24 protein-coding genes are annotated in these 25,874 nt (G+C 63.6%); 10 read left to right on the forward strand and 14 right to left on the reverse strand.

Going from position 1 to position 25,874, the window contains the following annotated elements; genetic code table 11:
• Positions 1 to 151 precede the first annotated feature (151 nt).
• From C477_RS05005 to C477_RS05015, 3 genes are all read left to right on the forward strand, one after another.
• Entirely contained in the window at positions 152 to 667 is a 516-nt protein-coding gene (locus tag C477_RS05005; protein WP_008893361.1) for a hypothetical protein, read from the forward strand.
• A gap of 203 nt (positions 668 to 870) precedes the next feature.
• A complete protein-coding gene (locus tag C477_RS05010) occupies positions 871 to 1,683 on the forward strand; it encodes a hypothetical protein (RefSeq protein WP_008893362.1) in 813 nt (270 codons plus the stop codon).
• A gap of 4 nt (positions 1,684 to 1,687) precedes the next feature.
• Positions 1,688 to 2,185, forward strand: a complete 498-nt coding sequence (locus C477_RS05015; RefSeq protein ID WP_152423275.1) for a hypothetical protein — start codon at positions 1,688 to 1,690, stop codon at positions 2,183 to 2,185.
• 188 nt (positions 2,186 to 2,373) lie between these two features.
• Here the strand turns inward: C477_RS05015 and C477_RS05020 are convergent, their stop codons facing one another.
• The 8 genes from C477_RS05020 to C477_RS05050 form a co-directional block, all read right to left on the reverse strand.
• On the reverse strand, positions 2,374 to 3,597 hold the full coding sequence (locus tag C477_RS05020; RefSeq protein ID WP_008893364.1) for a putative manganese transporter: 1,224 nt from the start codon (positions 3,595 to 3,597) through the stop codon (positions 2,374 to 2,376).
• A gap of 276 nt (positions 3,598 to 3,873) precedes the next feature.
• Positions 3,874 to 4,398, reverse strand: a complete 525-nt coding sequence (locus C477_RS05025; RefSeq protein WP_008893365.1) for a GNAT family N-acetyltransferase — start codon at positions 4,396 to 4,398, stop codon at positions 3,874 to 3,876.
• Positions 4,399 to 4,659: 261 nt separating this feature from the next.
• The gene (locus tag C477_RS23985; protein WP_008893366.1) at positions 4,660 to 4,818 is read right to left on the reverse strand and encodes a hypothetical protein; all 159 of its coding nucleotides are present in this window, start codon (positions 4,816 to 4,818) and stop codon (positions 4,660 to 4,662) included.
• A 218-nt stretch (positions 4,819 to 5,036) separates the two neighbouring features.
• Positions 5,037 to 6,362 carry an ABC transporter ATP-binding protein gene (locus C477_RS05030; protein WP_049914297.1) on the reverse strand — a complete coding sequence of 442 codons (1,326 nt, stop codon included), beginning with the start codon at positions 6,360 to 6,362 and terminating at the stop codon, positions 5,037 to 5,039.
• Complete coding sequence (locus C477_RS05035; protein ID WP_008893368.1) at positions 6,355 to 7,521, reverse strand: ABC transporter ATP-binding protein; 1,167 nt, start codon at positions 7,519 to 7,521, stop codon at positions 6,355 to 6,357. The genes C477_RS05030 and C477_RS05035 overlap by 8 nt, the downstream gene beginning before the upstream one ends.
• A 1-nt stretch (position 7,522) precedes the next feature.
• Positions 7,523 to 8,554 (reverse strand): ABC transporter permease, encoded by a 1,032-nt coding sequence (locus C477_RS05040; protein WP_008893369.1) that lies wholly within the window; start codon positions 8,552 to 8,554, stop codon positions 7,523 to 7,525.
• A gap of 2 nt (positions 8,555 to 8,556) precedes the next feature.
• On the reverse strand, positions 8,557 to 9,558 hold the full coding sequence (locus C477_RS05045) for an ABC transporter permease (RefSeq protein ID WP_008893370.1): 1,002 nt from the start codon (positions 9,556 to 9,558) through the stop codon (positions 8,557 to 8,559).
• Between the two features lie 123 nt (positions 9,559 to 9,681).
• The gene (locus C477_RS05050; protein ID WP_008893371.1) at positions 9,682 to 11,259 is read right to left on the reverse strand and encodes an ABC transporter substrate-binding protein; all 1,578 of its coding nucleotides are present in this window, start codon (positions 11,257 to 11,259) and stop codon (positions 9,682 to 9,684) included.
• A 281-nt stretch (positions 11,260 to 11,540) separates the two neighbouring features.
• Here C477_RS05050 and C477_RS05055 point away from each other — a divergent pair, with 281 nt between their 5' ends.
• Both C477_RS05055 and C477_RS05060 read left to right on the forward strand, forming a co-directional pair.
• On the forward strand, positions 11,541 to 12,005 hold the full coding sequence (locus tag C477_RS05055) for a PPC domain-containing DNA-binding protein (RefSeq protein WP_008893372.1): 465 nt from the start codon (positions 11,541 to 11,543) through the stop codon (positions 12,003 to 12,005).
• A gap of 1 nt (position 12,006) precedes the next feature.
• Positions 12,007 to 17,187: a DNA polymerase II large subunit gene (locus tag C477_RS05060; RefSeq protein WP_008893373.1), complete on the forward strand. Its 5,181-nt coding sequence runs from the start codon at positions 12,007 to 12,009 to the stop codon at positions 17,185 to 17,187.
• Between the two features lie 277 nt (positions 17,188 to 17,464).
• Here C477_RS05060 and C477_RS05065 read toward each other — a convergent pair whose 3' ends face one another.
• The gene (locus C477_RS05065; RefSeq protein ID WP_008893374.1) at positions 17,465 to 18,523 is read right to left on the reverse strand and encodes a polysaccharide deacetylase family protein; all 1,059 of its coding nucleotides are present in this window, start codon (positions 18,521 to 18,523) and stop codon (positions 17,465 to 17,467) included.
• Between the two features lie 575 nt (positions 18,524 to 19,098).
• Positions 19,099 to 20,007, reverse strand: a complete 909-nt coding sequence (locus tag C477_RS05070) for an alpha/beta fold hydrolase (protein ID WP_008893375.1) — start codon at positions 20,005 to 20,007, stop codon at positions 19,099 to 19,101.
• Positions 20,008 to 20,458: 451 nt separating this feature from the next.
• Between C477_RS05070 and C477_RS05075 the strand changes: the two genes are divergently transcribed.
• The 4 genes from C477_RS05075 to C477_RS23410 all read left to right on the forward strand — a co-directional run bounded on the left by C477_RS05075 (position 20,459) and on the right by C477_RS23410 (position 22,363).
• Positions 20,459 to 20,797 (forward strand): DUF7130 family rubredoxin-like protein, encoded by a 339-nt coding sequence (locus C477_RS05075; RefSeq protein WP_008893376.1) that lies wholly within the window; start codon positions 20,459 to 20,461, stop codon positions 20,795 to 20,797.
• An 85-nt stretch (positions 20,798 to 20,882) separates the two neighbouring features.
• Positions 20,883 to 21,176, forward strand: a complete 294-nt coding sequence (locus C477_RS05080) for a DUF7130 family rubredoxin-like protein (protein WP_008893377.1) — start codon at positions 20,883 to 20,885, stop codon at positions 21,174 to 21,176.
• 52 nt (positions 21,177 to 21,228) lie between these two features.
• Entirely contained in the window at positions 21,229 to 22,137 is a 909-nt protein-coding gene (locus C477_RS05085) for a ketopantoate reductase family protein (RefSeq protein WP_008893378.1), read from the forward strand.
• A gap of 70 nt (positions 22,138 to 22,207) precedes the next feature.
• A complete protein-coding gene (locus tag C477_RS23410; RefSeq protein ID WP_008893379.1) occupies positions 22,208 to 22,363 on the forward strand; it encodes a rubrerythrin-like domain-containing protein in 156 nt (51 codons plus the stop codon).
• A gap of 196 nt (positions 22,364 to 22,559) precedes the next feature.
• On the opposite strand, the gene C477_RS05090 is transcribed toward C477_RS23410, so the two are convergent.
• Positions 22,560 to 22,931, reverse strand: coding sequence for a NifU family protein (locus C477_RS05090; RefSeq protein WP_008893380.1), 372 nt, complete (start codon positions 22,929 to 22,931; stop codon positions 22,560 to 22,562).
• A gap of 103 nt (positions 22,932 to 23,034) precedes the next feature.
• Positions 23,035 to 23,352, reverse strand: a complete 318-nt coding sequence (locus C477_RS05095; RefSeq protein ID WP_008893381.1) for a DUF5783 family protein — start codon at positions 23,350 to 23,352, stop codon at positions 23,035 to 23,037.
• 173 nt (positions 23,353 to 23,525) lie between these two features.
• On the opposite strand from C477_RS05095, the gene C477_RS05100 reads away from it, so the two are divergent.
• The gene (locus tag C477_RS05100; RefSeq protein ID WP_008893382.1) at positions 23,526 to 23,918 is read left to right on the forward strand and encodes a hypothetical protein; all 393 of its coding nucleotides are present in this window, start codon (positions 23,526 to 23,528) and stop codon (positions 23,916 to 23,918) included.
• A 22-nt stretch (positions 23,919 to 23,940) separates the two neighbouring features.
• Here C477_RS05100 and C477_RS05105 read toward each other — a convergent pair whose 3' ends face one another.
• Positions 23,941 to 24,735, reverse strand: a complete 795-nt coding sequence (locus C477_RS05105; protein WP_008893383.1) for a DUF7260 family protein — start codon at positions 24,733 to 24,735, stop codon at positions 23,941 to 23,943.
• Positions 24,732 to 25,631, reverse strand: coding sequence for a DUF7551 domain-containing protein (locus C477_RS05110; RefSeq protein ID WP_008893384.1), 900 nt, complete (start codon positions 25,629 to 25,631; stop codon positions 24,732 to 24,734). Before C477_RS05110 ends, C477_RS05105 begins: the two co-directional genes overlap by 4 nt.
• Positions 25,632 to 25,874 lie beyond the last annotated feature (243 nt).

Raw genomic sequence — 25,874 nt, forward strand, 5'->3', positions numbered from 1 at the left:
AAGGGAGTCCCAGACCGGCACCAATAGGGGTGAATGGAATAGAAGTCAGAGCCGATCCGAATACTGGAAGATTGGAAGTTGTGTATCGGAAAAAAGGAGGCAAGCCTGTCTGGACCTGGTCGCGTGGAGCAGGTGATTGGCTGAGGAACCTATGACGAGTAAAGATACTATCGAGATCGCCTACTCCCGGCCAGAAGGGGACGACAGGATACTCACCGATGAGGAAGCGCTATCCCTCTCAGTCGGTGTTACGATCACTGTCAACGGTGAGTCTTTCCCCGGCGACGGTGGAAGAATCGGATTCCGTCTCCGAGAACTGATCATGGGATTCGTATTTTTCGGAATGGACGACTTCATCGTCGGTGAGAGCGAACGAGCCATCGTTACAGCGGGGGAGTCGTATCTCGTCTTCGAGCGCGAAAATGAGGACCACGTTAGAATTACCCTGTGCTACACCGAAAAGACAGCTAAGAACCCAGACGACCGGTATGATGCCGAGCCAACGATCGTCGTCGATCGTGATCCCCTCGTCGAAGAGATATTACAGACCATCGACGAGTTAGTCGAGATACTCCTCACAGAGAACCAAAACCTCCACGATCGCTATCGGACCACTGTTCAGAGCTGTAGTGAACAACTCGAAGAGATAGGTGATGCCATAGAGTAATCACCTCAGGCCAAGGTCCACCTGCCAGATTGCCTGACCCCCGAAATGCGGCGACGGGGACGCTAACCGCGACAACTACAGCGAGGACCACAGTTCGACAACCTCGGTCCCGAGGTGCGTGACGACTTCTTGGGGACGCCGTGTCGTCGCCTTCAACTGTCACCTTCGTGGGGGCAGGGATACCACAGCAGCCGGCCGCCGTAATGGTGGCGAGTGGCTGTGGTGGAATCAGCGACGACCTCCGCGAACAACTGACCGTCGTTGACAGCCGCAGTGACTCGTTCGACGCGAACGAGTTCCTGAAGAACACCGATGCCGACAGCCGGCAAGCGCTCGAGCGTGTGGACGACACGACGGCTACGCGGATGCTCGTCCGCTACGGCGAGGGCGACCTCGAGGCCGAGCATCTCCGCCGGATGAACGAACTGCTGGACAGCGGCGACATGGCTCAGGCCGACGCCCAGCGGATGATGGGGATACTCGAGACGAAAGGCCACAATCCGCTAATCGAGGACACCATTCAAGCAAACGATCTCCTCAAGATTCCGAGCCAGGGTAATGACCTGAGCACAACTCGACTCGTTGTTACTGACGACGATGGGAATATTCGTTGGCTCGAGCGTGGTGTCTTCGACCCGAATGCTGGCCAGACAGACTATGGTTGGACCTATATGGAAGCACGTCATATCGACGGTAAGTTGATGCGTGAAAAGAGGGCAACCACCCTCTGGCCAATGGGCCAAGATTTCGATTCAAAGGCCCAGCCGCTCCCAAATTCGATGTCGGAAAAAGATGTCAGCGAAGCCATCTACAAGGCTCTCGAAGACACAGAAACGACTCAACAAGACTCGTTCAAGTACAGCGACTTCGATCAAAGTTTCGTCGATAGAACAGGTGTTTCAGAGATTGAAGTTATAATCAGAAACGGTAACGTCCGGACTGCATATCCGAAAAAGGGCCCAGCAGTCTGGAAGTACATCAGTCAGAACGACGTTGGTTGGAGACATGTGGGGTGAAACCATGGAGGATACATATGATGAAATAGATATTGAAATCCAATCCCCGGGAACCTATGATCTAGAAAGAGGATGGATGCCGAGTGCTGACATGCGAATACACCTAGGTGGAATTGAGAGGGGAGAGGACCGTCCCTGGGACGACGTAAGCCTCCCGAATGAGGTGTTCCCGGATCTGCTCCGATGTATGGCTGTGATCCTCGAGAATGAGGAGTGCGCTGCAGCGTTCGATATGGGTGAACTCGAGTTCACGCCCGTCCCGGAGAACGACGCCGTCGGCGTGTATTTCCACATTGATGGGGTACCGCGAGAGAGCCGAGATGATTCGCCGGATCTCGTCGACCGCACTGCTCTCGTCGAGGAAATCTACACGACCATTAGACGGTGGGCCGACGAGGCGCTGGCGATCAACGACGATTTGACGGACGCCGATTGGTTTCGGGAGATCGATACGGCACTCACGGACGCTGAACGAGTCCTCGAGGAGGAGGGGATTCGATAACCTCCAGCGTCCGTTAGCTGGTCGTTGGGAGTAAGTCCACTGTCGTGTGAAACCTTTCTATCCCGAGGGAGGTACCCCAATTATCGCTTTTTAAGCCTCCCGGCTTGAAGCACATCTGGCTACTGGCGACGGGGCGGAAACTATTGCAGGTGGCTCGAGATACGAGAATGATTAAAACCGACGGAATATCACAGCACGCCGAATCCGAACTCCGCCATCCCGAAGACCGGCCCCCACAGCAGGTGGAGCGCGACGCCGACGACGACCGCGGGCAGGAAGTTGTAGATCGTGGCGACGATCGCCGCTTTGGCGTCGACGGCCAGCAGCGGGAACAGGGCGTCGCCGTCCTGGGCGATCGCGTTGGCGGTCAGCGCCGAAAACGGCAGGCCGCCCTCGGCGTAGACGCTGGCCAGCAGGATCTGCGGGCCACAACCCGGAATGAGGCCGACGACGGCGCCGCCGATCGGGGCGAGCACCCCGGCCGCCGCGGCGACGGTCGTGACGTCGATCCCCGTCAGGAGGACGGCGTACTCGTAGACGAGGAAGGCAACGAGCACCCAGACGGTGACGAAACTCGTCTCCATCGCCGCGTGGGTGAGCGTATCGTACACCGAGCCGAAGGAGTCCCGAGCCCGGGCGATCTCCCCCTCGCCGACGTAGTGGCGGCCGACCGCGTAGAGGTACAGCGACAGCACCGCGCCGATGATGCCGACGACGGTGAAGAGGCCGTCGAAGCCGAGGCCGGCCGTCAGCGGGACTTCGGGACCGCCGCGGAGCAGGTAGAGACTCCCGAGGACGAGCCCCGCGACGGCTGCGACCCACCACAGGACGTGCGCGAGATGGGAGAGCGGGGTGAGAACCCGAGAGTGTCGATCCGGACCCGCGTCGTGCGCACACGCCGGTGACGGTCCGCCGTAGTCGTGGGCGGGGTTCGGTCCGACACCGCCGTTGACGACGGTGCCGCCGTCGGCCATCGCCGGCGAGAGTTTCGCGACGGCGTTGTCGACTCGAGTGACGCCCAACCCGACGGAGTCGACGAGGTAGCCGGTCGCGACCGACGCCGCGAACGCGATGGCGTAGGCGTACAGCGCGGCCTCGGGGGCGAGCGCGAGGATGACGAACGCCGAGTCGCCCGCGGTCGCTCCCAGCGTCGCGACGACGGTCCCGAAGCTGACCGTGCCGCGGACGTACAGCGGCATGACGACGATCGCGCCGCCGCAGCCGGGGGTCAGCCCGAGGAGGCCGCCGAACAGGACCTGGAGTCGCTCGTTGTCTTCGATCGCCGCGAGCGCGGCGCCGTCGGTTCGATACTGGATCAGTCCGAACGCCAGCACCGTCACCGCGACGAACGCGCTCACCTGCACGTAGCCGTCCCGCAGCGACTCGAGCAGGACGGTCAGCAGTTCGTTCACGACACCTCACCCGCCGTTTGTGAGGGGACTGACAGAAGATTAGACATCTCTAAACATAGGTTTAGCAGCATGCGATATATAGTTGCTGGTGGCCCGTGCCGGTCGGCGCGGTCACGGTCGATCGCTGCTACGGAGAGCGTCGGCTACGCTGCGTTCGCCACCGCCGCAGATTTCCAGTAATAGCGGTCGTTAGCGGTCGTCAGCGAACAGTCAGCGATCGGCGCGGCGTCTCGAGTATGACTCGGTCGGTCGATTCGATCGACGGGAGCCCGCCGGTCAGAGATCGAGCGTGTAGACGACCTCTCGGCGCTCCTCGCCACCGATCTCGACCGTGTCCTCGCCGGTCTGCTCGAATCCCTGTTCCTCGTAGAACCGCCGGCCGTCCTCGTTGGAAGCGAGGTCCATCGCCCGCATGCGCTCCATGTTGAAGTCCTGCAAGTCCTCGCAGAGCCGCTCGTGCAGCGCCGTCCCGATCCCCTGCCCCTGATGGTCCGGGTGGACCGCCATCCGGAGAACGTCGCCTTCCGCCTCGCTGACGACGCCGTGGGTGAAGCCGACCACCTCGCCGTCGCCGGACGCCGTCCGGCTCCCGTCCGCGGACCGTGGCTCCGCGCGCTCGGCGACGAGAAACGCCGTTCCCGGTTTCGACAGCGCCTGCTCGAGTCGCTCGTCGCCGTACCAGTCGTCGATCGTCTCGTCGATCGCGTCGGCCTCGAGTTCGTCGTACGTTTCGTGCCAGGTGTCGCGAGCGACGCTCCTGATCGCCGAACGATCTTCGAGGGTGGCCGGTCGAAGTTCCATACCGCCCGCTACACCACCGGCTGTCAAAGTGGTTTCACCCACTCTGTGGGGTGGTAACAGGTGTCTAGAACGGTCGCTTCGAGTGGAACCGAAACGGGAGTCGAACGACGGTTGCGGGACGGGGCCGAACGGTAGAACTCCCTGCGAACGACTGTCGAGCCAGCGGAGGTCGGCGACTGCACTCGACGCGGTCGCTACGAAGTCAGTCTCGAGTGGAAGGAGAGGGGTCGCGATCGCGGACGGCGGGCATCGCGATCGTCCTCACCCGGTGAGGAATCCGCCGGTCGGGATACGCGTCGCAGGCGTGCCGTCCTCGTTCGTCGACACGTCGTCGCCGAAGTCGGGAGAGTGGCGGATCGTTCGTCGGACCTTTGCCAGTCGCTGCGTGCTTGCCGTGACGGTGGCGAGTATCTTACTCATACATGAGTAAACAAGCACGGGACGCATATAAGTATTTTCGAGATGAAAGATCGTGTGGGTACGGCGGTAACGAGCACAGATCTTCCTATCGTTCGAACGAGCGTCTTAGATTCTCTAGATCGGGAATTTAGGTGATTTACCGATAGGAATGACCAAATCTAGAGGATTATTCACAAGGGTATAAAATCAGATAGGTCCGCGGAGCCGACGGCAGATGGTCAGCGGTGAAGGTGACACGCGGCGAAGTGTTCGCCCGAGCCGAGGGTCGACTCGAGTTGGTACGCGGGCCGCTCCCGAGCGCAGATACTCCGCTCGGCGAACGACTCGAGCAGGAGGGAACTCGCTTCGTCCCAGTCGTCCTCGTCGACGGCCGCGTCGTCGCGGTCGGTCGCAATCCGGTCGATCGCCTCGGCGACGATTTCGCCGGCCTCGCCGCCGGGCGGTCGGCCGCCGAAGAACTCTCGGCGGATCTCGTCGGCCGGCATCGCCTCGAAGGTCCGGCGTTTGACCGCCCGCATGAACGCGCGGGTGTGGGCCCACTCCTCGTCGGTCAGGTCGTACGCCTCCGGCGCGATCAGCCGCGGACACCGCGTCCGGAACCGACAGCCGGAGGGCGGATCCTGCGGGCTCGGCACCTCGCCCTCGAGGACGCCGCGGACGCCCGACTCACGTGGATCCGGGACGGGAATGGACTCGAGCAACGCCTTCGTGTAGGGGTGTTGGGGGTTCTCGAACAGTTCCTCCTTCTCGGCGACCTCGACGATGTGGCCCAGGTACATCACCGCCACGCGGTCGGAGACGTAGCGGATGACCGAGAGGTCGTGGGCGATGAAGAGGTAGGTCAGGCCGAACTCCTCCTGGAGTTCGTCCATCGTGTTCATTACCTGGGCCTGAATGGAGACGTCGAGCGCGGAGACGGGTTCGTCACAGACCACGAAGTCGGGGTCGACCGACAGCGCCCGCGCGAGGTTGATCCGCTGGCGCTGGCCCCCCGAGAACGCGTGGGGGTGGCGGTTGTAGTGGCGCGGGTCGAGCCCGACCTTCTCGAGCAGTTCCTTCGCCCGCGCCTCCCGGCCCTCGTCGTCTAACATGTCGTGGGCCCGCATCGGCTCTTCGATGATCTGGCCCACCTTCATCCGCGGATCGAGCGACGACTGAGGGTCCTGGAAGATCATCTGCATGTCCGAGCGCATTTGACGCAACTCCTCGCCGCCGAGGTCGGCTAGGTTCCGGCCCTTGAAGTAGATGTCTCCCTCGGTCGGCTCGAGCAGGCGCAGGATCGTCCGCCCGAGCGTGCTCTTCCCGCAGCCGGACTCGCCGACGAGCCCGAGGGTCTCCCCGGGCTGGATCTCGAGGGAGACGTCGTCGACCGCCTGAACCGACCCGGGGTCCATGCTGATCGGCGGGAACTGATCGGGTTCGAACTGCAGGCCCGCGAACAGCCCCGACTCCTGAGCGAAGTGCTTCGAGACGGCGTCGAGTTCGAGCAGCGGGCCGTCGCCCTCGTAGCCGCTGTCGTCACCCAACCGGAGGTCGCTACTCACGGCGCTCACCTCCGTCGTCGGCCGTCGGGTTCGGGGCGAGGCCGGACTCGGAGTCAGTGTCGGCGGAATCCTCCCCGCTCGGCGTCGGTCCGCGGTCCTCGAGCGGCGGACTCTCGTCGTAGCCCACGTCGAAGGCGTCGTGTTTCACGCAGGCCGCCCGGTGGGGCTCGCCGTCGCCCGCGACGATCTTCGGCTCGGGGTGGACCCGCTTGCACACCTCCCGCGCGTGGGGACAGCGCGGGTGGAACCGACAGCCGGAGGGCGGGTCGATCGCTTCGGGCATCACGCCCTCGATGGGCTCGAGGTCGTCGACGGTCCGGTCAGGGCGGGGCATCGAGTCGAGCAGGGCGTCCGTGTAGGGGTGTTTGGTGTCGTAGAAGAGGTCGTCGACGGCGGCCTGCTCGACGATCTCGCCGAGGTACATGACGTTCACGCGGTCGCAGATCTCCGCGACGACGCCCAGGTCGTGGGTGACCCAGATGAAACTCGTCCCGTACTTCGCCTGGAGCTCGTCGACCAGATCGAGGATCTGGCCCTCCACGGTGACGTCGAGCGCCGTCGTCGGCTCGTCGGCGATGATGAGGCTGGGCTCGCAGGCTAAGGCCATCGCGATGAGCACGCGCTGGCGCATCCCGCCGGAGAACTGGTGGGGGTACTCCTCGTAGCGCTGTTCGGGATCGGGGATGCCGACCTCCCGGAGCATGTCGATCGCCTCCGCTTTCGCCTCGTCCTCTCCGAGGCCGCGGTTGAGTTCGATGAACTCCCGGAGCTGTCCCCCCACCGTGAAGACGGGGTTGAGCGACTCCATCGGATCCTGGAAGATCACCGCAATCTCGTTACCCCGGATGCGGGTCCGAATCTCCTCGTTCGAGAGCACGTCGTCCCGTTCCCGGAGTTCGCCGTTCGGCCCCTCCTCGAGGCCGAAGATCGTCTCGCCCTTGTAGGTGATCTCGCCGGCAACGATCTCGCCGGGATCCTCGACGAGCCGCAACAGGCTCATCGAGGCGACCGACTTGCCGGCGCCGCTCTCGCCGACGAGGCCGACGATCTCGCCCTCGCGGACCTCGAAGGAGATCCCGTCGACTGCGCGCACTGTACCGGCTTCCGTGAAGAACTGCGTCTTGAGGTTCTCGACGCGAAGGAGTGGTTCGGAGCTCATGTTAGTCGTTGATCCGCGGATCGAGGGCGTCCTGTAAGCCGTCGCCGAACAGGTTGAAGCCCATGATGGTGATCATGATCGCGATTCCCGGCCAGATCGACAGCCAGACGTTCGAGTGCATGTAGCCGTGGGCGGTTCTGAGCATCGCGCCCCAGTCCGGCGTCGGGGGCTGGGCGCCGTAGCCGAGGAACGAGAGGCCGGCGACGATCAGGATCGTCACGCCGATCTGCAGCGTCGCGTACACCAGCACCGGCGCGAAGCTGTTCGGAATGACGTGCCTGAGGATGATGTTGCGATCCCTGACGCCCGCCGCCCGCGCCGCCTCGATGTAGTCCATCTCGCGGATGCTCAGGACCCGGCTCCGGATGATGCGGGCGAAGACCGGCACGAACGTGATTCCGACGCCGAGCACCGCGTACCAGATGTTCGCCCCGCCGACGAAGACGGTGAAGACGATGATGAGGATCAGCGGCGGGATCGAGTAGACCGTCTCGACGGCTCGCATCAGGACGTCGTCGATGCGGCCGCCGTAGTAGCCGGCGGTGGCGCCGATGAGTGTCCCGCCGAGCAGTCCGATGAACGCCGAGATCAGCCCGACGAACACCGAGACCTGCGTGCCGTAGACGATTCTCGTAAAGTAGTCCCGGCCGGCGCGGTCGGTTCCGAGCGGGTGCTCGAGGGTGCCGCCCGCCGGCAGCGGGTTCCAGGACTGCTCGGCCAGCGGGAAGTACGGCGGGACGTGCGCCCGGCCCTCGCCCGGCGGCGGGATGTGGGTCGGATGGTCGAAGATCGGGAGCAGCTGCGCGAACCGATAGTTCGACACGTGACCGAACGTGAGCCGCGAGAGGTTGCTGTCGATCAGGGCGTACACCGCGACGAACAGGACGAACGAGACGATGTACAGCCCCCAGCGGGCCGTCGTGTCCCGTTTGACCTGTGCGACGGTGTACCGCCAGCCGACGCGGGCCTCGACATCGTCGTCTTCCGCAACCGATTCCGAGCCGCTTTCGATCTGTGATTCGCCGACTGCCATGTTTAGTCACTCTCTCCGTAGGTCACGCGCGGGTCGACGTACGCGTAGGAAATGTCGGTGATGATGACGCCCATCACGAACAGGAACCCGAGCATCATCGTGATCCCCATGACGAGCTGGTAGTCGTTCTGGGCGATCGCGTCGACGAACAGCCGACCCATACCGTTGATGTTGAACACCGTTTCGACCAGCACCGCGCCGCCGATCGCCGTCGACAGGTTCAGCCCGACGATCGTGATGATCGGCAGCTGGGCCACGTTGAAGGCGTGCTTTCGCAGAATCGTCCGCTCGGGAACGCCGTAGGCGCGGGCCAGCTTGACGTACTCGCCCTGCAGCGACTCGATCATCTGGGTGCGCTCGACGCGCATGATCGTCGCCATCTGGAGGGTCCCCAGCGCGATCATCGGCAACAGCAGGTGCCTGAGCGTCTCGTAGTACAGTTCCGGGTAGCTGCTGATTCCCCGAACGGAATCGGGCGATCGCCAGGGGTAGACGAGCCCGCTCGAGGGGAACCAGCCGAGTTTGACCGCGAAGATCAGGATCAAGACGATCCCGATCCAGAACGACGGCGTGCTGACGCCGAAGAGGGCGACGATCCGCGAGACGTGATCGGTCGGTTCGTTCCGTTTGTTTGCGGCGATGATGCCGAGCGGGATCGCCGTCACGAGCGCGAACGCGTACGCGGACAGGACCAACAGCAGGGTCGGCCCGATCCGCTCTAGCATCAGGTCCGCAACCGGTCGGCGGTAGTGGATGCTTCGGCCGAAATCGCCCTGTAACAGCCCGGCCATGTACGTCACGTACCGCTCGTGTAACGGCTTGTCCAGCCCGTACCGCTGTTCGATCGCTCTGACCTGTGCTTCGGTGTGCTCCTGTCCCTGGAGCATGAGGCTGACCGGGTCGCCCGGTCCGAGGTTCGCGAGCAGGAACGTGATGACGGAGATCCCGATCAGAACGGGGATCGCCTGCAGGAGCCTGTATATCGTGTACTTGAGTAGTTTCATTGGTCCGCGGGTTGGCAGTGGTCTCGTCGGTAGCTCGTCGCCGGCGACGGCGCGGGACGGCGGTCGCACGGACCACCGGGGAACCGGTCGACGGCTCCGAAAGCGGTGTTCGTACCGACACGTTCACTCGATCGAGACGTTCGCGTAGTCCGAGACGAAGGTCGGATTGTAGATGGAATCCGGATGAGCCTGCAGGTCCTGCACGTAATCCCGCGAGGCCATCGTGTTGTCCTGCGTGAACGCCGGCAGCGCCGGCAGCTGCTGGACGACCTCCCGGATGATCGGCTCGTAGATCTCGTAGCGCGCCTCCTGATCGGCCATGTTACGCGCCTGCGCCAGCCCCTCGTGGAAGCCGTCGCTGCCCTCGTAGAAGTGGCCCTGATTGAGCTCTTCCTGGCTCTCGTGGAACAGCGAGTAGAGGTAGAAGTCCGGATCTGGACCCCCGCTCCACCCCAGCAGGTACATGTTGTAGTCGTCCGCGTTGCCCGTGGTGTAGGTGTCCACGAGCGTCGAGAAGTCGAGCTGTTGGACGTCGGCCCCGTAGCCGATCTCGTCGAGCCGCGTGGCGATCCGTTCGGCCAGTTGCGCGCGGATCCCCTCCGGCGTGATGATCGTCGGCTCGAAGTCGTCGGGCGCGTGTTCGTCTAACAGCGACTGGGCTTCGTCGGGATCGTACCCCGGAAGGAGCTCCTGATACTCGTCTTCGGGGAATCCCCAGACCTCGTTGACGACCGGCGGAATCGGGCTGTACATCGGTGAGGTCACGTTCGCGGCGTTTGATTCGATGAAGTCCTGCATCGAGAACGAGTGAGCGATCGCCCGTCGCACCTCGGGGCTGGTCGTCGGCCCCTCGTTACAATTGAACGCCATGTACATGTACGTGGCACTCTCGGCCGAGTGGAGGTTCACGCCCTGTTCGTTCTCGAGGACGTCCCAGTCGTCGTTCGGAATGCCCGCGATCACGTCGGTGTTTTCGGCCCGGATGTCCGAGACCCGCCCCGCCGGGTCGTCGTGGGCCACGAAGCGAACCCGGTCCAAGTTCGGGTCCAGATCGTCCCAGTAGTCGTCCCACCGCGCGATCTCGACGTAATCGCCCTCGAGCGTCTCGAACGTGAACGGACCGCTCCCTACCGGATCCCTGTTGAACGCCTCTGGATCCTCGGAGCGGACGCTTTCGGGGACCACCGTCACGCCCATCGTCTGGAGCTCGAACGGCCCGTACGGTTCCTCGCCGAGGTCGACCTGCAGCTGGTAGTCGTCGATGACCTCGGTGCTCTCGATCATGTCGTACTCGGCGGCGTTCTCCGTTTCCTCCTCGACCGGCGCGGTAAAGGAGTAGGCGACGTCCGAGGCGGTCACGTCGTCGCCGTTGTGGAACTCGGCCGCCTCCTCGATCTCGAAGATATAGCGCGTCCCCTCGCGCTCGACGGTCGGCTCGCCCGTCGCGAGCTTGGGCTGGAGCTCGAGGTCCTCGCCGAACTCGTAGAGCCCGTCGAAGACGTTGTTGATCACCTGGTAGCTGTAGACGTCGTTCGAAACGACGGGATCGAACTGATCCTCCCGCGATTGCTCTTGCGTGAAATGGAAGGCGTCGCCGTCGCCGTCGCCCCCACCGATGCACCCTGCGACCGCCGCTGCGGAGACAGCAGCACCCGAGGCGAGGAGCTGCCGTCGAGAAAGTTCTGTGTTGCGTTGCACCATAACGTACGATATGGTATGACACCACAAATATAGCTTTTGCTGCCCATCAAAATAATTGAAGAAATCGTGTGATTGATTGTTCGAACAAGAGGTATTACGGATATATTAGGGGCATGTCGAACACTTATGTGCGGAATGGTCCACTATAGTTGGACTCTTCCGATACTGTACCTGATTGTCCACTCTCGTTGTCGGTTTCGTACGCTGACGACTCGAGGGCGCGATCGCGCCCCAGTGGCCAACCGGAGAGCTTTTTCTATCGGCCGATACAGATGTTGAGTATGAACTACCGCACCGTCGAGACGACGAACGAGTACGTCGCTCGCCTCGAGCACGGCGCCGACTGGCGGGCCGAGATCGAGTCGCTCGCGGGCGAGGTCGACGCCGACGCGGCCTGGTTTACCGCCCTCGGCGCGGTCCAAGACGCGGAACTCTGGTTCTACGATCAGGACGAGTGCGAGTACTATCCGATCGAGTTCGACGAGCCCCTCGAGGTCGCCAGCTGCGTCGGGAACGTCTCGTGGCTCGAGGTCTCCGAGTCACACTCGGAGGACAGCGAGACGGAGTCTCGCCAGTACGATCGGTTCGCGCACACCCACGTCGTCCTCTCGGACGACGAGGGGACGACGTATTCCGGCCACCTGAACGAGGCGACCGTCTGGGCCGGCGAGGTCTACATGCGCGTCTTCGAGGAGCCCCTCGAGCGTGAGTACGACGAAACCACCGAACTGGACCTGTGGCTCTGACATGCGCGAGGTAGACGAGCGGTACTTCGAGCGGCTCGAGTCCCAGTTAGACGAGGCCTTCGACGTCGCCGAGCGGGCCAAAGAGCGCGGCGCCGATCCGAAACCCAAGGTCGAAATTCCGACCGCGCGGGACATGGCCGACCGCGTCGAGAACATCCTCGGGATCGACGGCGTCGCCGAGCGCGTCCGCGAACTCGAGGGAGAGATGAGCCGCGAGGAGGCCGCCCTCGAACTCGCGGAGGACTTCGCCGAGGGCCGGGTCGGCGACTACGAGTCCAAGGCCGGGAAGGTCGAGGGCGCGGTCCGCACCGCGGTCGCCCTGCTGACCGAAGGGGTCGTCGCCGCCCCCATCGAGGGGATCGACAAGGTCGAGATCTTAGAGAACGACGACGGGACGGAGTTCGTCAACGTCTACTACGCCGGCCCGATCCGGTCGGCTGGCGGGACCGCCCAGGCGCTGTCCGTGCTCGTCGCCGACTACACCCGCGCGCTCGTGGGCATCGAGCAGTTCAACGCCCGCGACGACGAGATCGAGCGCTACGCGGAAGAGATCGCCCTCTACGACAAGGAGACCGGCCTCCAGTACACGCCCAAGGACAAGGAGACGAAGTTCATCGCCAAGCACATGCCGATCATGCTGGACGGCGAGGCCACCGGCGACGAGGAGGTCTCGGGCTTTCGCGACTTAGAGCGGGTCGACACCAACAGCGCCCGCGGCGGGATGTGTCTGGTCATGGCCGAGGGGATCGCGCTCAAGGCGCCGAAGATCCAGCGCTACACCCGCAACTTGGACGAGATCGACTGGCCGTGGCTCCAGGACCTGATCGACGGCACCTACTACGAGGACGCGGCCGACGAGGGGGACGGCGAGGACGGCGCCGACGCGGACGATGACGGCGACGCCGAGAGCGAGGGCGAGGACTCCGCGGACGGCGACGACGCTGACGGACCGCAGGGCCCGCCGCGCGTCGAGGAGTCCACGAAGTTCCTCCGGGACCTAATCGCCGGTCGGCCGGTCTTCTCCCACCCCTGCGCGAACGGTGGCTTTCGACTGCGATACGGCCGCGCGCGCAACCACGGCTTCGCGACCGCCGGCGTCCACCCCGCCGCGATGCACCTGGTCGACGACTTCCTCGCGACCGGCACCCAGATCAAGACCGAACGCCCCGGCAAAGCGGCGGGGGTCGTCCCCGTCGACTCCCTCGAGGGTCCGACGGTCAAACTCGCCAACGGCGACGTCCGCCGGATCGACGACCCCGAGGACGCCCTCGAGATCAGAAACGGCGTCGAGAAGATCTTAGACCTCGGCGAGTACCTCGTCAACTACGGCGAGTTCGTCGAGAACAACCACCCGCTCGCGCCCGCCTCCTACACCTACGAGTGGTGGGTCCAGGACTTAGCGGCCGCCGGCGCCGACGTGCAAGCCTTAGAGGACGACCCCAGGATCGACCTCGAGTTCCCCGACCCCGAGGAGGCGGTGGAGTGGGCCATCGAGTACGACGCGCCGCTCCATCCCGAGTACACCTACCTCTGGCACGACATCTCCGTCGACGCCTTCTGTGACCTCGCAGCGGCGGTCGCCGACGGCCGGATCGAGCAGGATGGCGACGGCAGCGTGAACGGAAACGGGGACGACAGCATCCTCGTCCTCGAGCACGACGACGCGGTCGCTGACGCCCTCGAGACGATCGTCATCGAGCACCGCCAGCGCGACGGCGACCGCATCGAGGTCGACGACTGGCGGCCGTTCGTCCGCACCGTCGGCTGCGAACCACGGCAGGCCGTCGCCGACGGCGCCGCGCTCGAGCCCGATGTCGATCCGGACGAACGAAAGCGGGAAGAGGAGCCGATCGTCGAACTCGAGCGCACGTGGGCCGACGACGACCTCTCGGAGCGCGCCCGCAACTGGGGCCAGGAAGACGAACCCGACGGCGCTAACGCCATCGAGGCAGTCAACGAGGTCGCACCGTTTCAGGTGCGCGAGCGCGCCCCCACGCGGATCGGCAACCGGATGGGACGCCCGGAGAAGTCCGAGAGCCGAGACCTCAGCCCGCCCGTCCACACCCTGTTCCCGATCGGCGAGGCCGGCGGCGCACAGCGCAACGTCGCCGACGCCGCCAAACACGCCGAGACGATGTCCGACACTCCCGGCGTCGTCGAACTCCAGGTCGGTCGCCAGCGCTGTCCCGACTGCGCGACGGAGACGTTCAAGAACCGCTGTCCGGACTGCGACGCGCGGACCGAACCCGACTACCGCTGTCCCGACTGCGACGAGTCCCTCGAGCCCGACGACGCCGGTCGCGTGGAGTGCGACCGCTGTGAACGCGAGGGCACCTGCGTCGAGGTCCGGGAGATCGACGTCAACGACGAGTTCCGCTCGGCCCTCGAGTCGGTCGGCGAGCGCGAGAACGCCTTCGACATCCTGAAAGGCGTCAAGGGGCTGTCCTCGACGAACAAGATCCCAGAACCCATCGAGAAGGGGATCCTGCGCGCGAAACACGACGTCTCGGCGTTCAAGGACGGCACCGTCCGCTACGACATGACCGACCTCCCGGTCACGTCCGTCCGCGCCAGCGAACTCGACATCGACGTCGGCCAGCTCCAGGCGCTTGGCTACGAGGAGGACATTCACGGCGAGCCGCTGACCCACGAGGACCAGCTGGTCGAGCTGAAAGTCCAGGACATCGTCCTCTCGGACGGCGCCGCCGAGCACATGCTGCAGACGGCCGACTTCATCGACGACCTGCTGGAGCAGTACTACGGCCTCGAGCCGTTCTACGAGTTCGAGGATCGGCAGGAACTGGTCGGCGAGCTGGTGTTCGGGATGGCACCCCACACGAGTGCGGCAACTGTCGGGAGAGTTATCGGTTTCACGAGCGCGGCAGTCGGATACGCCCATCCGTACTTTCACGCTGCGAAACGGCGGAACTGCTTCCATCCCGAGACGAAAATTTGGTATCAGGACGAGAACGGCGAACGGACGTACGAACCAATCGAAACGATCGTCGAGCAACGGTTGACTGATCCGACCGAAGACGACATCGGAACGCTCGTCCAAGACGTCGATGGGCTTTCCGTTCCATCCATAACATCTGACGGAACGACCGTCGAACGTTCAGTCGAGTCGATCTCGAAACATCCTGCACCAGATCATCTCGTTCGTATCGAAACGCGAAGCGGCCGGACACTGACTGTTACGCCCGATCACACGTTCCACCGATGGACGCCGTCTGGGCTCGAATCGATCGACGCCCATGCGCTCTCGGCCGGCGACGAACTTCCCTCCCCCAAGTCGATCGACTTCGAAGGAACGACGCAATCAATCGACCTGCTTGACGCGTTCATCGATGCGGAAGCGATTCCGAACGAATCACTCGTCGTTCGGGAACTCGGGTCCGATCGAATCAAAGCACTCCTCGACGATGCGACTTCAGAGAACGCCTACCTCAAACCGGTCGCAGAGCGTCTCGACGTTTCCGAGTCGACAGTCTATAACTGGGTGAATCGGGACAGCGTTCCGATTGCTCCGCTTCTTTCGCTTTTCGGCAGGAAGGAACTCCTCGAACGTATTCCGGATGATGTGACCCTCGGTGTCAAACGTGATACTGCGAGCGTCCGGCGCCACTTCGAAATCGACGAATCGATTGCGACGCTGCTTGGTTACTACGCTGCGGAGGGCTTCACCCGGCGTGAGAACGGCTCGTTCTATCAGACGACTATCTGTACACCGGACGCAGTAGCCCGTGACGAGATCATTGATACGTTCAGCGATGCCCTGTCGATCGACGCCTTCGAAGAGAATGAGTGGAAAATAACGGTCTCGAGCCGACTCGTATCGACCCTCTTCACGGACGTGCTCGAACTCGGTTCGACTGCGGAAACGAAACGGATTCCCGATTACCTCTTCGACAGTCCCCAGTCACACTTACGTGCGTTCTTGGCTGCATATTTCAGCGGTGACGGGAGCGCCTCGAGTGATCGCATCGAGATTCGCGCACATACTATCAGTGACGAACTCGCGAACGATCTCGTCGCCGCGCTGAAACGGTTCGGTATCGCAGCGAAGACGTATCGAGAAACTCGGCAACCGTCCACTGGAGCGGTTTCCGAGTTCTACGGGGACGAGGAAGAGATCCCTGAATTCGAAACGCGAGTTCTCAAGATCACGTCCCAGAACGCTGCTCGATTCGCCGATCGTATCGGCTTCCACCTCGAACGGAAACAGGAGACGATCGACGACGTTCTCGAGACGACGGAGTTACGCTCACAGCGTCTCTTCGCCGACGGTGGAGATGTCTGGTTCGACGAAGTCACTTCCGTCGAAATTGTCGAAAGTGATATAGACCACACCTACTGTCTGACTGTTGATGACACTAACACACTCGTCGCAAACGACTTATTCGTCGGTCAGTGCGACGGTGACGAAGATTGCGTCATGCTGCTACTCGACGGACTTCTCAACTTCAGTAAGTCTTTCCTGCCCGACCAGCGCGGGGGGAAGATGGACGCTCCGCTGGTCATGTCCTCCCGCATCGATCCCTCCGAGATCGACGACGAGGCCCACAACATGGACGTCGTCTCGCAGTACCCCCGCGAGTTCTTCCTCGCGACCCGCGAGCAGGCCGACCCGGAGGACGTCGACGTCGAAATCGCCGAGGACACGCTGGGCACCGACACCGAGTACACCGGCTTCGAGCACACCCACGACACCACCGACATCGCGATGGGGCCCGACCTCTCGGCGTACAAGACACTGGGCTCGATGATGGACAAGATGGACGCCCAGCTCGAGCTCTCGCGGAAACTCGAGGCCGTCGACGAGACCGACGTAGCCGAACGGGTCATCGAGTACCACTTCCTGCCGGACCTGATCGGGAACCTGCGCGCGTTCTCCCGACAGGAGACTCGCTGTCTCGACTGCGGCGAGAAGTTCCGCCGCATGCCCCTGACCGGCGACTGTCGGGAGTGTGGCGGCCGCGTCAACCTCACCGTCCACAAGGGCTCGGTCAACAAGTACATGCAGACCGCGATCCAGGTCGCCGAGGAGTACGACTGCCGCGACTACACGAAACAGCGGCTCGAAGTGCTCGAGCGCTCGCTCGAGAGTATCTTCGAGAACGACAAGAACAAGCCCACGACGATTGCCGATTTCATGGGTGGGGGTCCTGGAAGCGATACGTGAACTACCCCACCCTACTCGCTCACCGCTTTCGCGGTTCGTTCCTTGAGGCAGGGCTTCCTGTGTCAACGACGGCACTTGCAGGAATCACTTCTCGATGAAGTGACTCCCAGCGGTGCCAGTCGCAGTTCTCTCTTCGCTTTCACAGTACCGAACGTGCCGACCATCGGTACGCACTGCTGTCCGTGAGTATGGGACGGCTGAGCCCGCTATAACCCGGACGAATTGTAGCGATTTCCGCAAGAAGTATCGCTGGCCTATCGCCTCTTCGTCCACCTTGTCACTCAGCGCTCGCTCGACTGATTGCGTCCTCGAACGTGATTACGTCAATACTCAGTTCGTCGCACCACTCGAGCGTTTCCTCGATACGGTCCTGTGTGACTTCCTCGAAATGTGTATGGGCACCAACCATTCCATAGAGACCCGCTTCAGCTATCTGTTCAAGGTCCTCGTACACGCTGTCCCGATCAACTCGCTCAGCGAAGTATGATCGGTTCGTGTCGAACGAGTCGAACGGCACATCGTTGATCAGTGTATCTGGATTTACGTTGAACACACCGTCATAGTATTCTCGGACGATGTCGAGGTGATAGTCGTCGATGACATCGTGCGGGGCCAAGAACGTCGTCGGCTGGAACTCAGATAGCACTTGCTTCGATTCCTCAAGTTCCTCGCGAACGAAGGTCTCCGGATACCTCTCGACCGTCTCCCCGGCTATAAACGAGTCATTGATCGGCCTATCAAGCTCGATATATTTGCCAACATCATCAGTTCCCGAGTCGATAACCGTCCGCTGGACAAGCTTCTCCCCATCAGTGACTTCGATCGGATTCCCGAGCATGAATCCGTGCTGACCTCTCCCCTCGGGATAGATACGGCTATCGCCGGACGAGACGTCCGCAACGAGCTCGAAGGAACTTATCGCTACGTGTGTCGCCGTATGGGATGCGATCTCCCACCCGGCGTCGGAGAGCGTTTCGACGTCGTCGAAATCCATCCATCTCTCGTCGTCGCTCTCTATCCAGTCGGAGACGATACCGACTGAAGCTGGCGCATCGTACTTCTCGTGGGCTGGCAATGCCAGTTCCAGGTCCTGGACCGGCCCGTCGTCATAGATAAACGTGAGCGCGCCGTTCTCAGACCACTCGCTCCATTCTTCTGCGTCGTCCTCGGTGTCAACATCGTTCGAACCGTTCTCGTCGGAAGCGTTTGCAGCGGAACTCTCAGTGTCGTCTGATTCGAGAGTAGTGAAGTCAAGACAACCCGCGATAATGCCAGCACCGAGTGCGGCACCCCCTCGTAGCACCGTTCTCCGTCCGGTCTGACTGAAGTCAGCCATATATCACCTAGGATAATTGTATGTTTGACATAAGTTCCTTCCGCTAATGGTCGATTATATATGAATCTAGTTTCGTATATAGTCGAACTCGTTTCTCATTGTTGTGTAATCACGTCGCCCCTCGAGACCCGTCGAACGTTCTCCGTCAATCTGGTCAGTCTGGGAGAGACAACCCTCTCCCGGCTCTCTGTTACCGATACGGTAGAACGGTCGACTCGGAGCGATCGAACCACGGTCGGATAGCAAGCAAGCGTATTCCCGCTACGCCGAAGACACCGGACTCGAGGAGCGCGACTCGATTCGTTCAGTCGCTTCGCTCACCCACGCAGTCGTCGGCCCGAGCGCGACTTCGCCGCACCCGGTGAACGACATCGCTCACGGGTCACTTCGTTTCCCGTTTTCCGTTCGCCATTGTCGTTCGTCGTTCCGCAGTTCTCGTCCCTCAGGAACTTCGAACCGTGCCCCGCTCAGATTCTTCGAGTCGCTCACTCGCTGATGCGTAGCCCGACGAAAGCCACCGAGTCGTAGTCCGAACAAAGCGAAGTTTCGGTTCGGACCGGGCAAGCGAGGGTAGATCAGTCCCCGACGCGAGTAACCCCGGGCATCTCGGCCGGCGGATACTCGGGCGTCGGCGCACAGCGGCGGTCCGGGAGCCAGTTCAGGAGACTCTCGTTGAACCGCTCGGGGAGCTCTCGAGGCGCCCAGTGGCCGCAGTTCTCGATGACGTCGAGTTCGGCGTCCGGAATGCGGTCCGCGGCCCGAACCGACCACTCGAGAGGAACGAGGGGATCCTCCTCGCCGTGGATCAGCAGCGTCGGGACGGACAGGTCGTCGAGGTCGTCGACGAAGTTCGTCGCGACGCGGCCGTCGTAGGAGAGTTCGTTCCCCTGAAACTCCGTGAACGCCTGGATCGAGCCCGGTTCCATCAGCTTCGCCCGGGCGTCCTCGACGAACCCGTCGGAGAGGGCGCTGGAATCGGCGACGAGGCTATCGAGAACCAGTCTGACGCTATCGGTGGTAGCCCCGGCAGCGATCTTGCCGAACTCCGTCATTCCGGGAACCCGCGACAGCAGCTTCCACGGGAGGGCGTTGGGCAGTCGTCCGCCAAGTCCGTAGCTGTCCACGAGCGCTAGTCGCTCGACTCGGTCGGGTCGCTCGAGGGCGTAGCCGAGCGCCGCGCCCCCGCCCATCGAGATCCCGACCAGCGAGACCCGCTCGTAGGGGAGCGACTCGAGGAATCCGTCGAGGACGTCGACGTAGGTTTCGGTCGTGTGGGTGACCGAGCCGGTGCTGCGGCCGTACCCTGGCCAGTCGATCGCGTAGACGCGGTAGTCCTCGGAGAGGGCGTCGATGGCGTGGCGCCACGAGACCGTCGCGTCGTCGATCCCGGCGCCGTGACAGAGGACGACCGGGGGACCGCTCGTCCCCGCGCGCCGGTAGGCGATCCGACAGTCACCGACGGTCGTAACGCCGGTCCCCGTCATACTCCCCTCACCCTCGCGCTATCGTCGGCATGGCTCGTAGACGGGACGACGGTCAGACAGCGATCGAACTGATGACCGAACGCGGACGTCTGAGACAACACGTCCGCCGAAGGTGCTCGACTGTTGTCCACCTTTTCCCTCGCAACGGTCAGTACCGCTCGGCCCCCCTCGCCGTCGGTGCCGCACCGGCCGGCCGATCGCCGACCACTGGGAAACTCTGATGTGTGGAGGGTTACCATACGGCGGCTATCTATACGGGAGGTGTATATTGTTTTCTATTACCGGCGAAATCACCTTCCAATGATTCCGTTTTCTCGCGTCTGGTTTACAGTTTCAGATCATCGTCCGTGCTGCTCGTCGATCGGCTGTTCTCGGTTGGTACCGGCCCTCGAGCGGCCGCTTGCATAATGCGCGCTGTGACTTTATTCGCGTTGCCGGCGTCCGTTCGCCCATGGTCGAAACTGGGGAGACTCCGGCGAAAGAAGGCGAGGAAGACGCCGTCGAGGAGGTTCTGGACCTCAACCTCGGGCAGGTCGTCTACGACGAGGACGGGAACGAACTCGGAAAGGTCCGAGGCTTCGAGCGGAGCGGCTTCTTCGTCACCACGCGCGAGGGCGCCGAGTCGATGAGCGTTGAACACGCCCGCTCGGGCCACGAGTTCGGCGAGGCCCACCTGATGTGGCGCTGCATGGAGTGTGGCGAAATGGGCGACATCGACGACGGACTGCCCGACGAGTGTCCGAACTGCAACACCGAGCGCGAGAACCTGATGTACTGGACCGAGGACTGAACTGCGCCGGCCGGCCGCGGCTTATTTTATATCGCGTATTGGAGTTTATCGTCACGCGCGACGTAGCTGTAGGCGGTGAGACGCCATGGCCGAAAAACAGCCGCGACTGGGGTTCGGAACGACGGTTTACACCGAGGACGGCGAGACGATCGGACGGATCCGCGGGCTCGACGAGAACGGGCTCTACGTCACCTTGCGTGACGGAATCGAAGGAATGAGCGTCGAACACGTCCGCTCGGGACAGCAGTTCGGCGAGGCCGAACTCATGTGGCGCTGCTGGGAGTGTGGCGAAATGGGCCGGCTCGACCGTGATATCCCCGACGAGTGTCCGTCCTGTGGCACCGAGCGAGAGAACCTCTACTACTGGACCGAGGACTGAGCGCGGCTCGCAGACGACAACCGTTTTCAGCCCGCTCGTTCCACCTCGAGCCATGGAGATCGTCGTCTTCGGGGCCGGAAGCCTCGGCAGTCTCGTCGGCGGACTGCTCGCCCGCGAGCACGAGGTGACGCTCGTCGCCCGAGAGGCCCACGCTCAGGCCGTCCGCGAGTCGGGATTGACGCTCGAGGGAGAGGCGGCGGGCTTCCCGTGCAACGCGTCTCCAGCGGCGACGACCGACGGAACGGGGCTCGAGGCTGATTTGGCCGTCGTGACGGTCAAATCGTTCGACACCGCGGCCGCCGCCGACGCGCTCACGATGGGTTCGTTCGACGTCGTCTGCTCCCTGCAAAACGGTATGGGGAACGAGGAGACGCTCGCCGCGCGGCTCGAGGCCCCGGTACTTGCGGCGACGGCGACCTACGGCGCGATGTTGCGCGAACCGGGCGTCGTGGCGTGTACCGGCGTCGGCGAGGTCGTACTGGGGGCTCGAGACGGCGATCCCGCGGCCGCCGCGGATCGAGTTGGCGAGGCGTTCGCGGCCGCGGGGATCGAGACGACCGTCGCCGACGACATGCCCCGTCGCCTCTGGGAGAAACTCGCCGTCAACGCCGGTATCAACCCCGTCACGGCGCTGGCTCGGACCGAAAACGGGGCCGTCCTCGAGGCCGACGCGATCGACCTGTCCCGCGCCGCCGCCCGCGAGACGGCGCGGGTCGCGCGGGCCTGCGACGTCTCCCTCTCGGACCGCGAGGCGCTCGCCGCGCTCGAGTCCGTCGCGAGCGAGACGGCCGCGAACACGTCCTCGATGCACCAGGACGTCCGCGCCGAGCGGCGCACCGAGATCGACGCCATCAACGGCTACGTGGTCGATCGGGCGGCCGAGCGGGGCCTCGAGGTGCCGACGAACCGGGTCCTGACGTCGCTGGTCAGGACGTGGGAACGAGAACTCGAGCTGCGCTGACCGTCGTCGCGGCTACTCGCCTTAACTATTTTGCACGAAATATATGATCGTGGACCGAAAAGTGCGTCGTATGCCTCACGATCAGGACGTCGAAGGCGAGAACGACCCCGAATCGGCGTCGACCTACGAGTGTCTCGAGTGTGGGACCGTCGTCGAAGCGAACACCCATCCCGGTGTATGTGAGTGCGGCGGCGAGTTTCAGAACCGGGCGAAATCGCTCGAGTAGCGGCGATTAGGCTCGCTACGGTCTCCGTTTCGCGCCGCCCGAAGTCGGCGCGGTATCCGTCTACCGCGGCTCCCACAGCGGTGCCGCTGAGCGCTCCTCCGACTCCACGGACTCCGGCGAAAGGAAGTCGAACCACTATCTCTCGGCGAGTGAAATAGCGAAAAACGCGGTTGGAACTACGCGGGACGACCGGCGATTAGAACGGTGCTTCCGGCCCTTCGTCGGCGTCACCATCGTCGTCGACGGTCTCGCCGGGGAACGACGGACTCATGCCGCCGCCACCGCCCATGTCGGCCTCGCCGCCGTCCATCCCGGTGTGGGCGTTGACCGTCTCGATTTCGGGGATCTCCTTGACCATTCGGCTCTTGATCGCCTGGATCGTCATCGGCGAGATGCCACAGCCGCTGCAGGCCCCGCCGAGGGCGATGCTGACTTCGCCGCTCTCGCGGTCGATGTCCTGAATCGCTGCGCTGCCGCCGTGCATCTGGATCTGCGGGAAGTTGCGGCGGAGGAAGTTCGCGACGCGGTCTTCGAGGTCGTCCCCGTCGTTCTGGGATTCCGTGCTCATAGACCACCTTTGGATGTGGGTGCCCCTAAACCTTCCGTCCTACCCGTTCGGCTGCCGACGCTCGCGACGGCCGAATCGCGGTCCTCGAGTCGTTTGGCCCCGATCAGGCGAACCCGAAAACTCGCTGCAGTTCGGCCTCGATCTCCTCGACGTGACGCTCGAGAACCTCCTCGAACCGGTCCCGCTCGACCAGCACGCCCGTGAGTCGGTCGTAGGGGTCCTCTGGGAGCTCGACGCGGAACTCGCCGTCGCCCTCGTAGAAGGGTTCGCTCTCGTTTAACACCTGCTGGTCGATCGCGTGGACCAGCTCGGAGTCGTACTGATCGTTCATCCGGTTGAACGCGTTCTTGTACGCCTGCTGGAGTTCGGGAAAGTAGTTGGCGTACTTGTCTTCGAATTGTTCGGGGTCGAAGTCGGCCATACCCGGAGGGACGGCGACCGGAGACAAAAGTCGGACGATCGGTCGGCCGCCGCCGTCTCGCGGTCTCGAGGCCGCTCGAGAGTGACAACGAGATGACACAGTAGGGGAGGCGGTATACGAACAATGCGTACGCAAGCGGAACCGACACTCCCGTTCCCGGTTCAGGGAGGGACATGCCTCCCGATCAGCCCCCCATTCCATGCGAGGCATTACCACCGGGATGGGGACCCCTCGACTGCTGTGACGACCGGTTCGAATACCGTCACAGCCAGCCCCCGCTCGAACTCGTCGCGGATCGCACCGCCGCCGATCGTTCGCATCCGGGACTCGGCCTCTGTCGGTGCTGGGAGCTTCGGTACCGGTACTTCCTCACCGACCAGACGATCACCGAGGTGATCGGCCGCGTGTCGACCCGCCGAGCCGCCGTCAAAGGCGCCCTCGCGTGTATGGAACGCGTCCACGACACCGTTTCGACGGGCGACAATCCCCTCGAGGTTCGGGACGTCCTCGAGAGCGTCCCCCTTCCGGATCTCGTCCCGGACAGCCTCTCGCAGTCGTCGTCGTAGTCCGCGCTCGGCGAGCGGTCGCCTAGGCGCGCCGCGATAGATGCGCGCGAACCGTCCGCTGGCAGTCGCCGCAGATCCCGTACAGCCGCGCCGCGGTCGACAGCAGCGGGAACTTGACGGGGAGATCCGCGTAGATCGCCGCGACGAGTTCTCGGTAGTCGGCGGTCCCGCGGGGGTTCGTCTCCCCGGAGAACTGCCGCTGTCGCTCGTCGGTCAGCGTCTCGAGGCGGTCCCGATGGGTCTCGAGTCGGTCGTGTTTCTCGCGCAGATCGTCGAACCCGCACTGAAGCAGCGATTCGTCAGCCGTCGCTCGAAGCCACCCCACGATCTCGTCGATTTCGTCGATCGCCTCCTCGAGCGTCCGTCGCTCGCGCTGCAGCGTTTCCTCGAGCAGCACCGTCTTCCGGTGCTGGGTCTCGACTTCCTCGAGAACGGCTCGTTTGAGCGCCGGCGTCCAGTCGGCGTCGGCGGCCAGCGAGACCGCGATCTCCTCCGAGAGTTCGGCCGCCATCGTCTCGACGAGCGAGTCGTCGTCGGCCGCGATCGTGTGCGGTTCGACGGTCTCGACGAACGCCTCCTTGACGGTCTCACAGCGGTCGTCGGACGGCTGCGGAGTCGCGGTCGCCGATCCGACCGCCGTCGCCATCGCCTTCGGCGTCGCCGGCACGGTACCGGCCGCCTGCGCGGGTCCTGACGCCGTCGGCACGTCTCGAACCTCCCGCGCGAACGTCTCGAGGGCCGACGCGCGGTCGGCGACGTCGTCCCGTTCGCCCTCGAGACACGCCACCGCCCGGTGGACGACCGTCAAGTCCGTCATGGCTCGTCCTCCGTGAGACAGACGAGGCCGCCCGCGGCCTCGACGTCGCTGGTCACGACGAGTTCCCAGTCGCCCTCGCCCAGCGCGGTCACGTCGGTCACGCCCAGCGCCGCGGTCGCCTCTGACGTCCGGCGCAGGATGTCGATCCCGATCGGCAGCGTCGGAAACCGCCGGCCGTCGCAGTCGATGGCGTACCCGCGCAGGGAGACGCTCCAGGCGTCGATCTCCGGCCGCGGCTCGCGTACGACGTCGTACGCTCGCACTAGCGACAGCGAGTCGAGATACGTCAGACTCGCCTCGACGGGGTCGGCCGCCGCCGCGACTGACGGGAGATTCGCCGCCGCGTCCCGCAGCAGTCGCGTCCGTTCGTCGACAGTCAAGTGCGCCTCGAGTTCGGCCGCCATCGCCTCGAGCAACACCAGGCAGAGCGTGTTCCGGTCGGTCGTGGCTTCGGCGGCGGCCAGATAGGTCTCCATGATCGCCGTCTCGGCCTCGTCGTGCTCGCTCCCCGAGAGGGCCTCGAACACGGCGCCGGAGACGTCGTGACAGAAACTGATCAGCGGATCGTCGGCCTCGCCGCCGTGATCGACGGGCTGCTGGGGGACGGGGTCCGTGCCCCCGTCGGGGTCGTCGGGCCCGTCGCCGACGTGCAGCGGCTGCTCTTGCCGGACGATAGGGTCGTAGTAGGGCAACTGCGGATCGTACCGTCTGAGCGCCGCCCGGTACTGTTCGGTCGCTCGAGCCGCGTCGGCCGCGGCCGTACGGGTCGCGAACCGCTGGCCGGCGACGGGAACGGGTCGCTCGCCGGAGCGAGCGCAGACGACGTAGTAGTCGCCGTCGTCGCTGGCCAACCGTTCGATCTCGTGGCGAATCTCTCTGAGTGTCGTTCCGACCATGGTTTTCCTCCAGTCACTCGGCGGATCGCAGGGCGGTCGTGCGGCGCCACGGCCCCGTTCGGGGCGGAATCGCCTCGTTGCGCCGAATCGCGGTAGCGGGGACCGCCGTTCGTTCTTTAGGCCTACCTAAACCAACATAAGTCCACCGAATTTTAGGGTGGCCTAAATCTCTCGAGACGCGTCGATCCGTCCGCCGAACTGCCGGAAACGAGTGATTGCCCGCCATCACCGGGTCTAATCCCT

The organism is Haloterrigena salina JCM 13891, assembly GCF_000337495.1.
Classification (GTDB): Archaea; Halobacteriota; Halobacteria; order Halobacteriales; family Natrialbaceae; genus Haloterrigena; species Haloterrigena salina.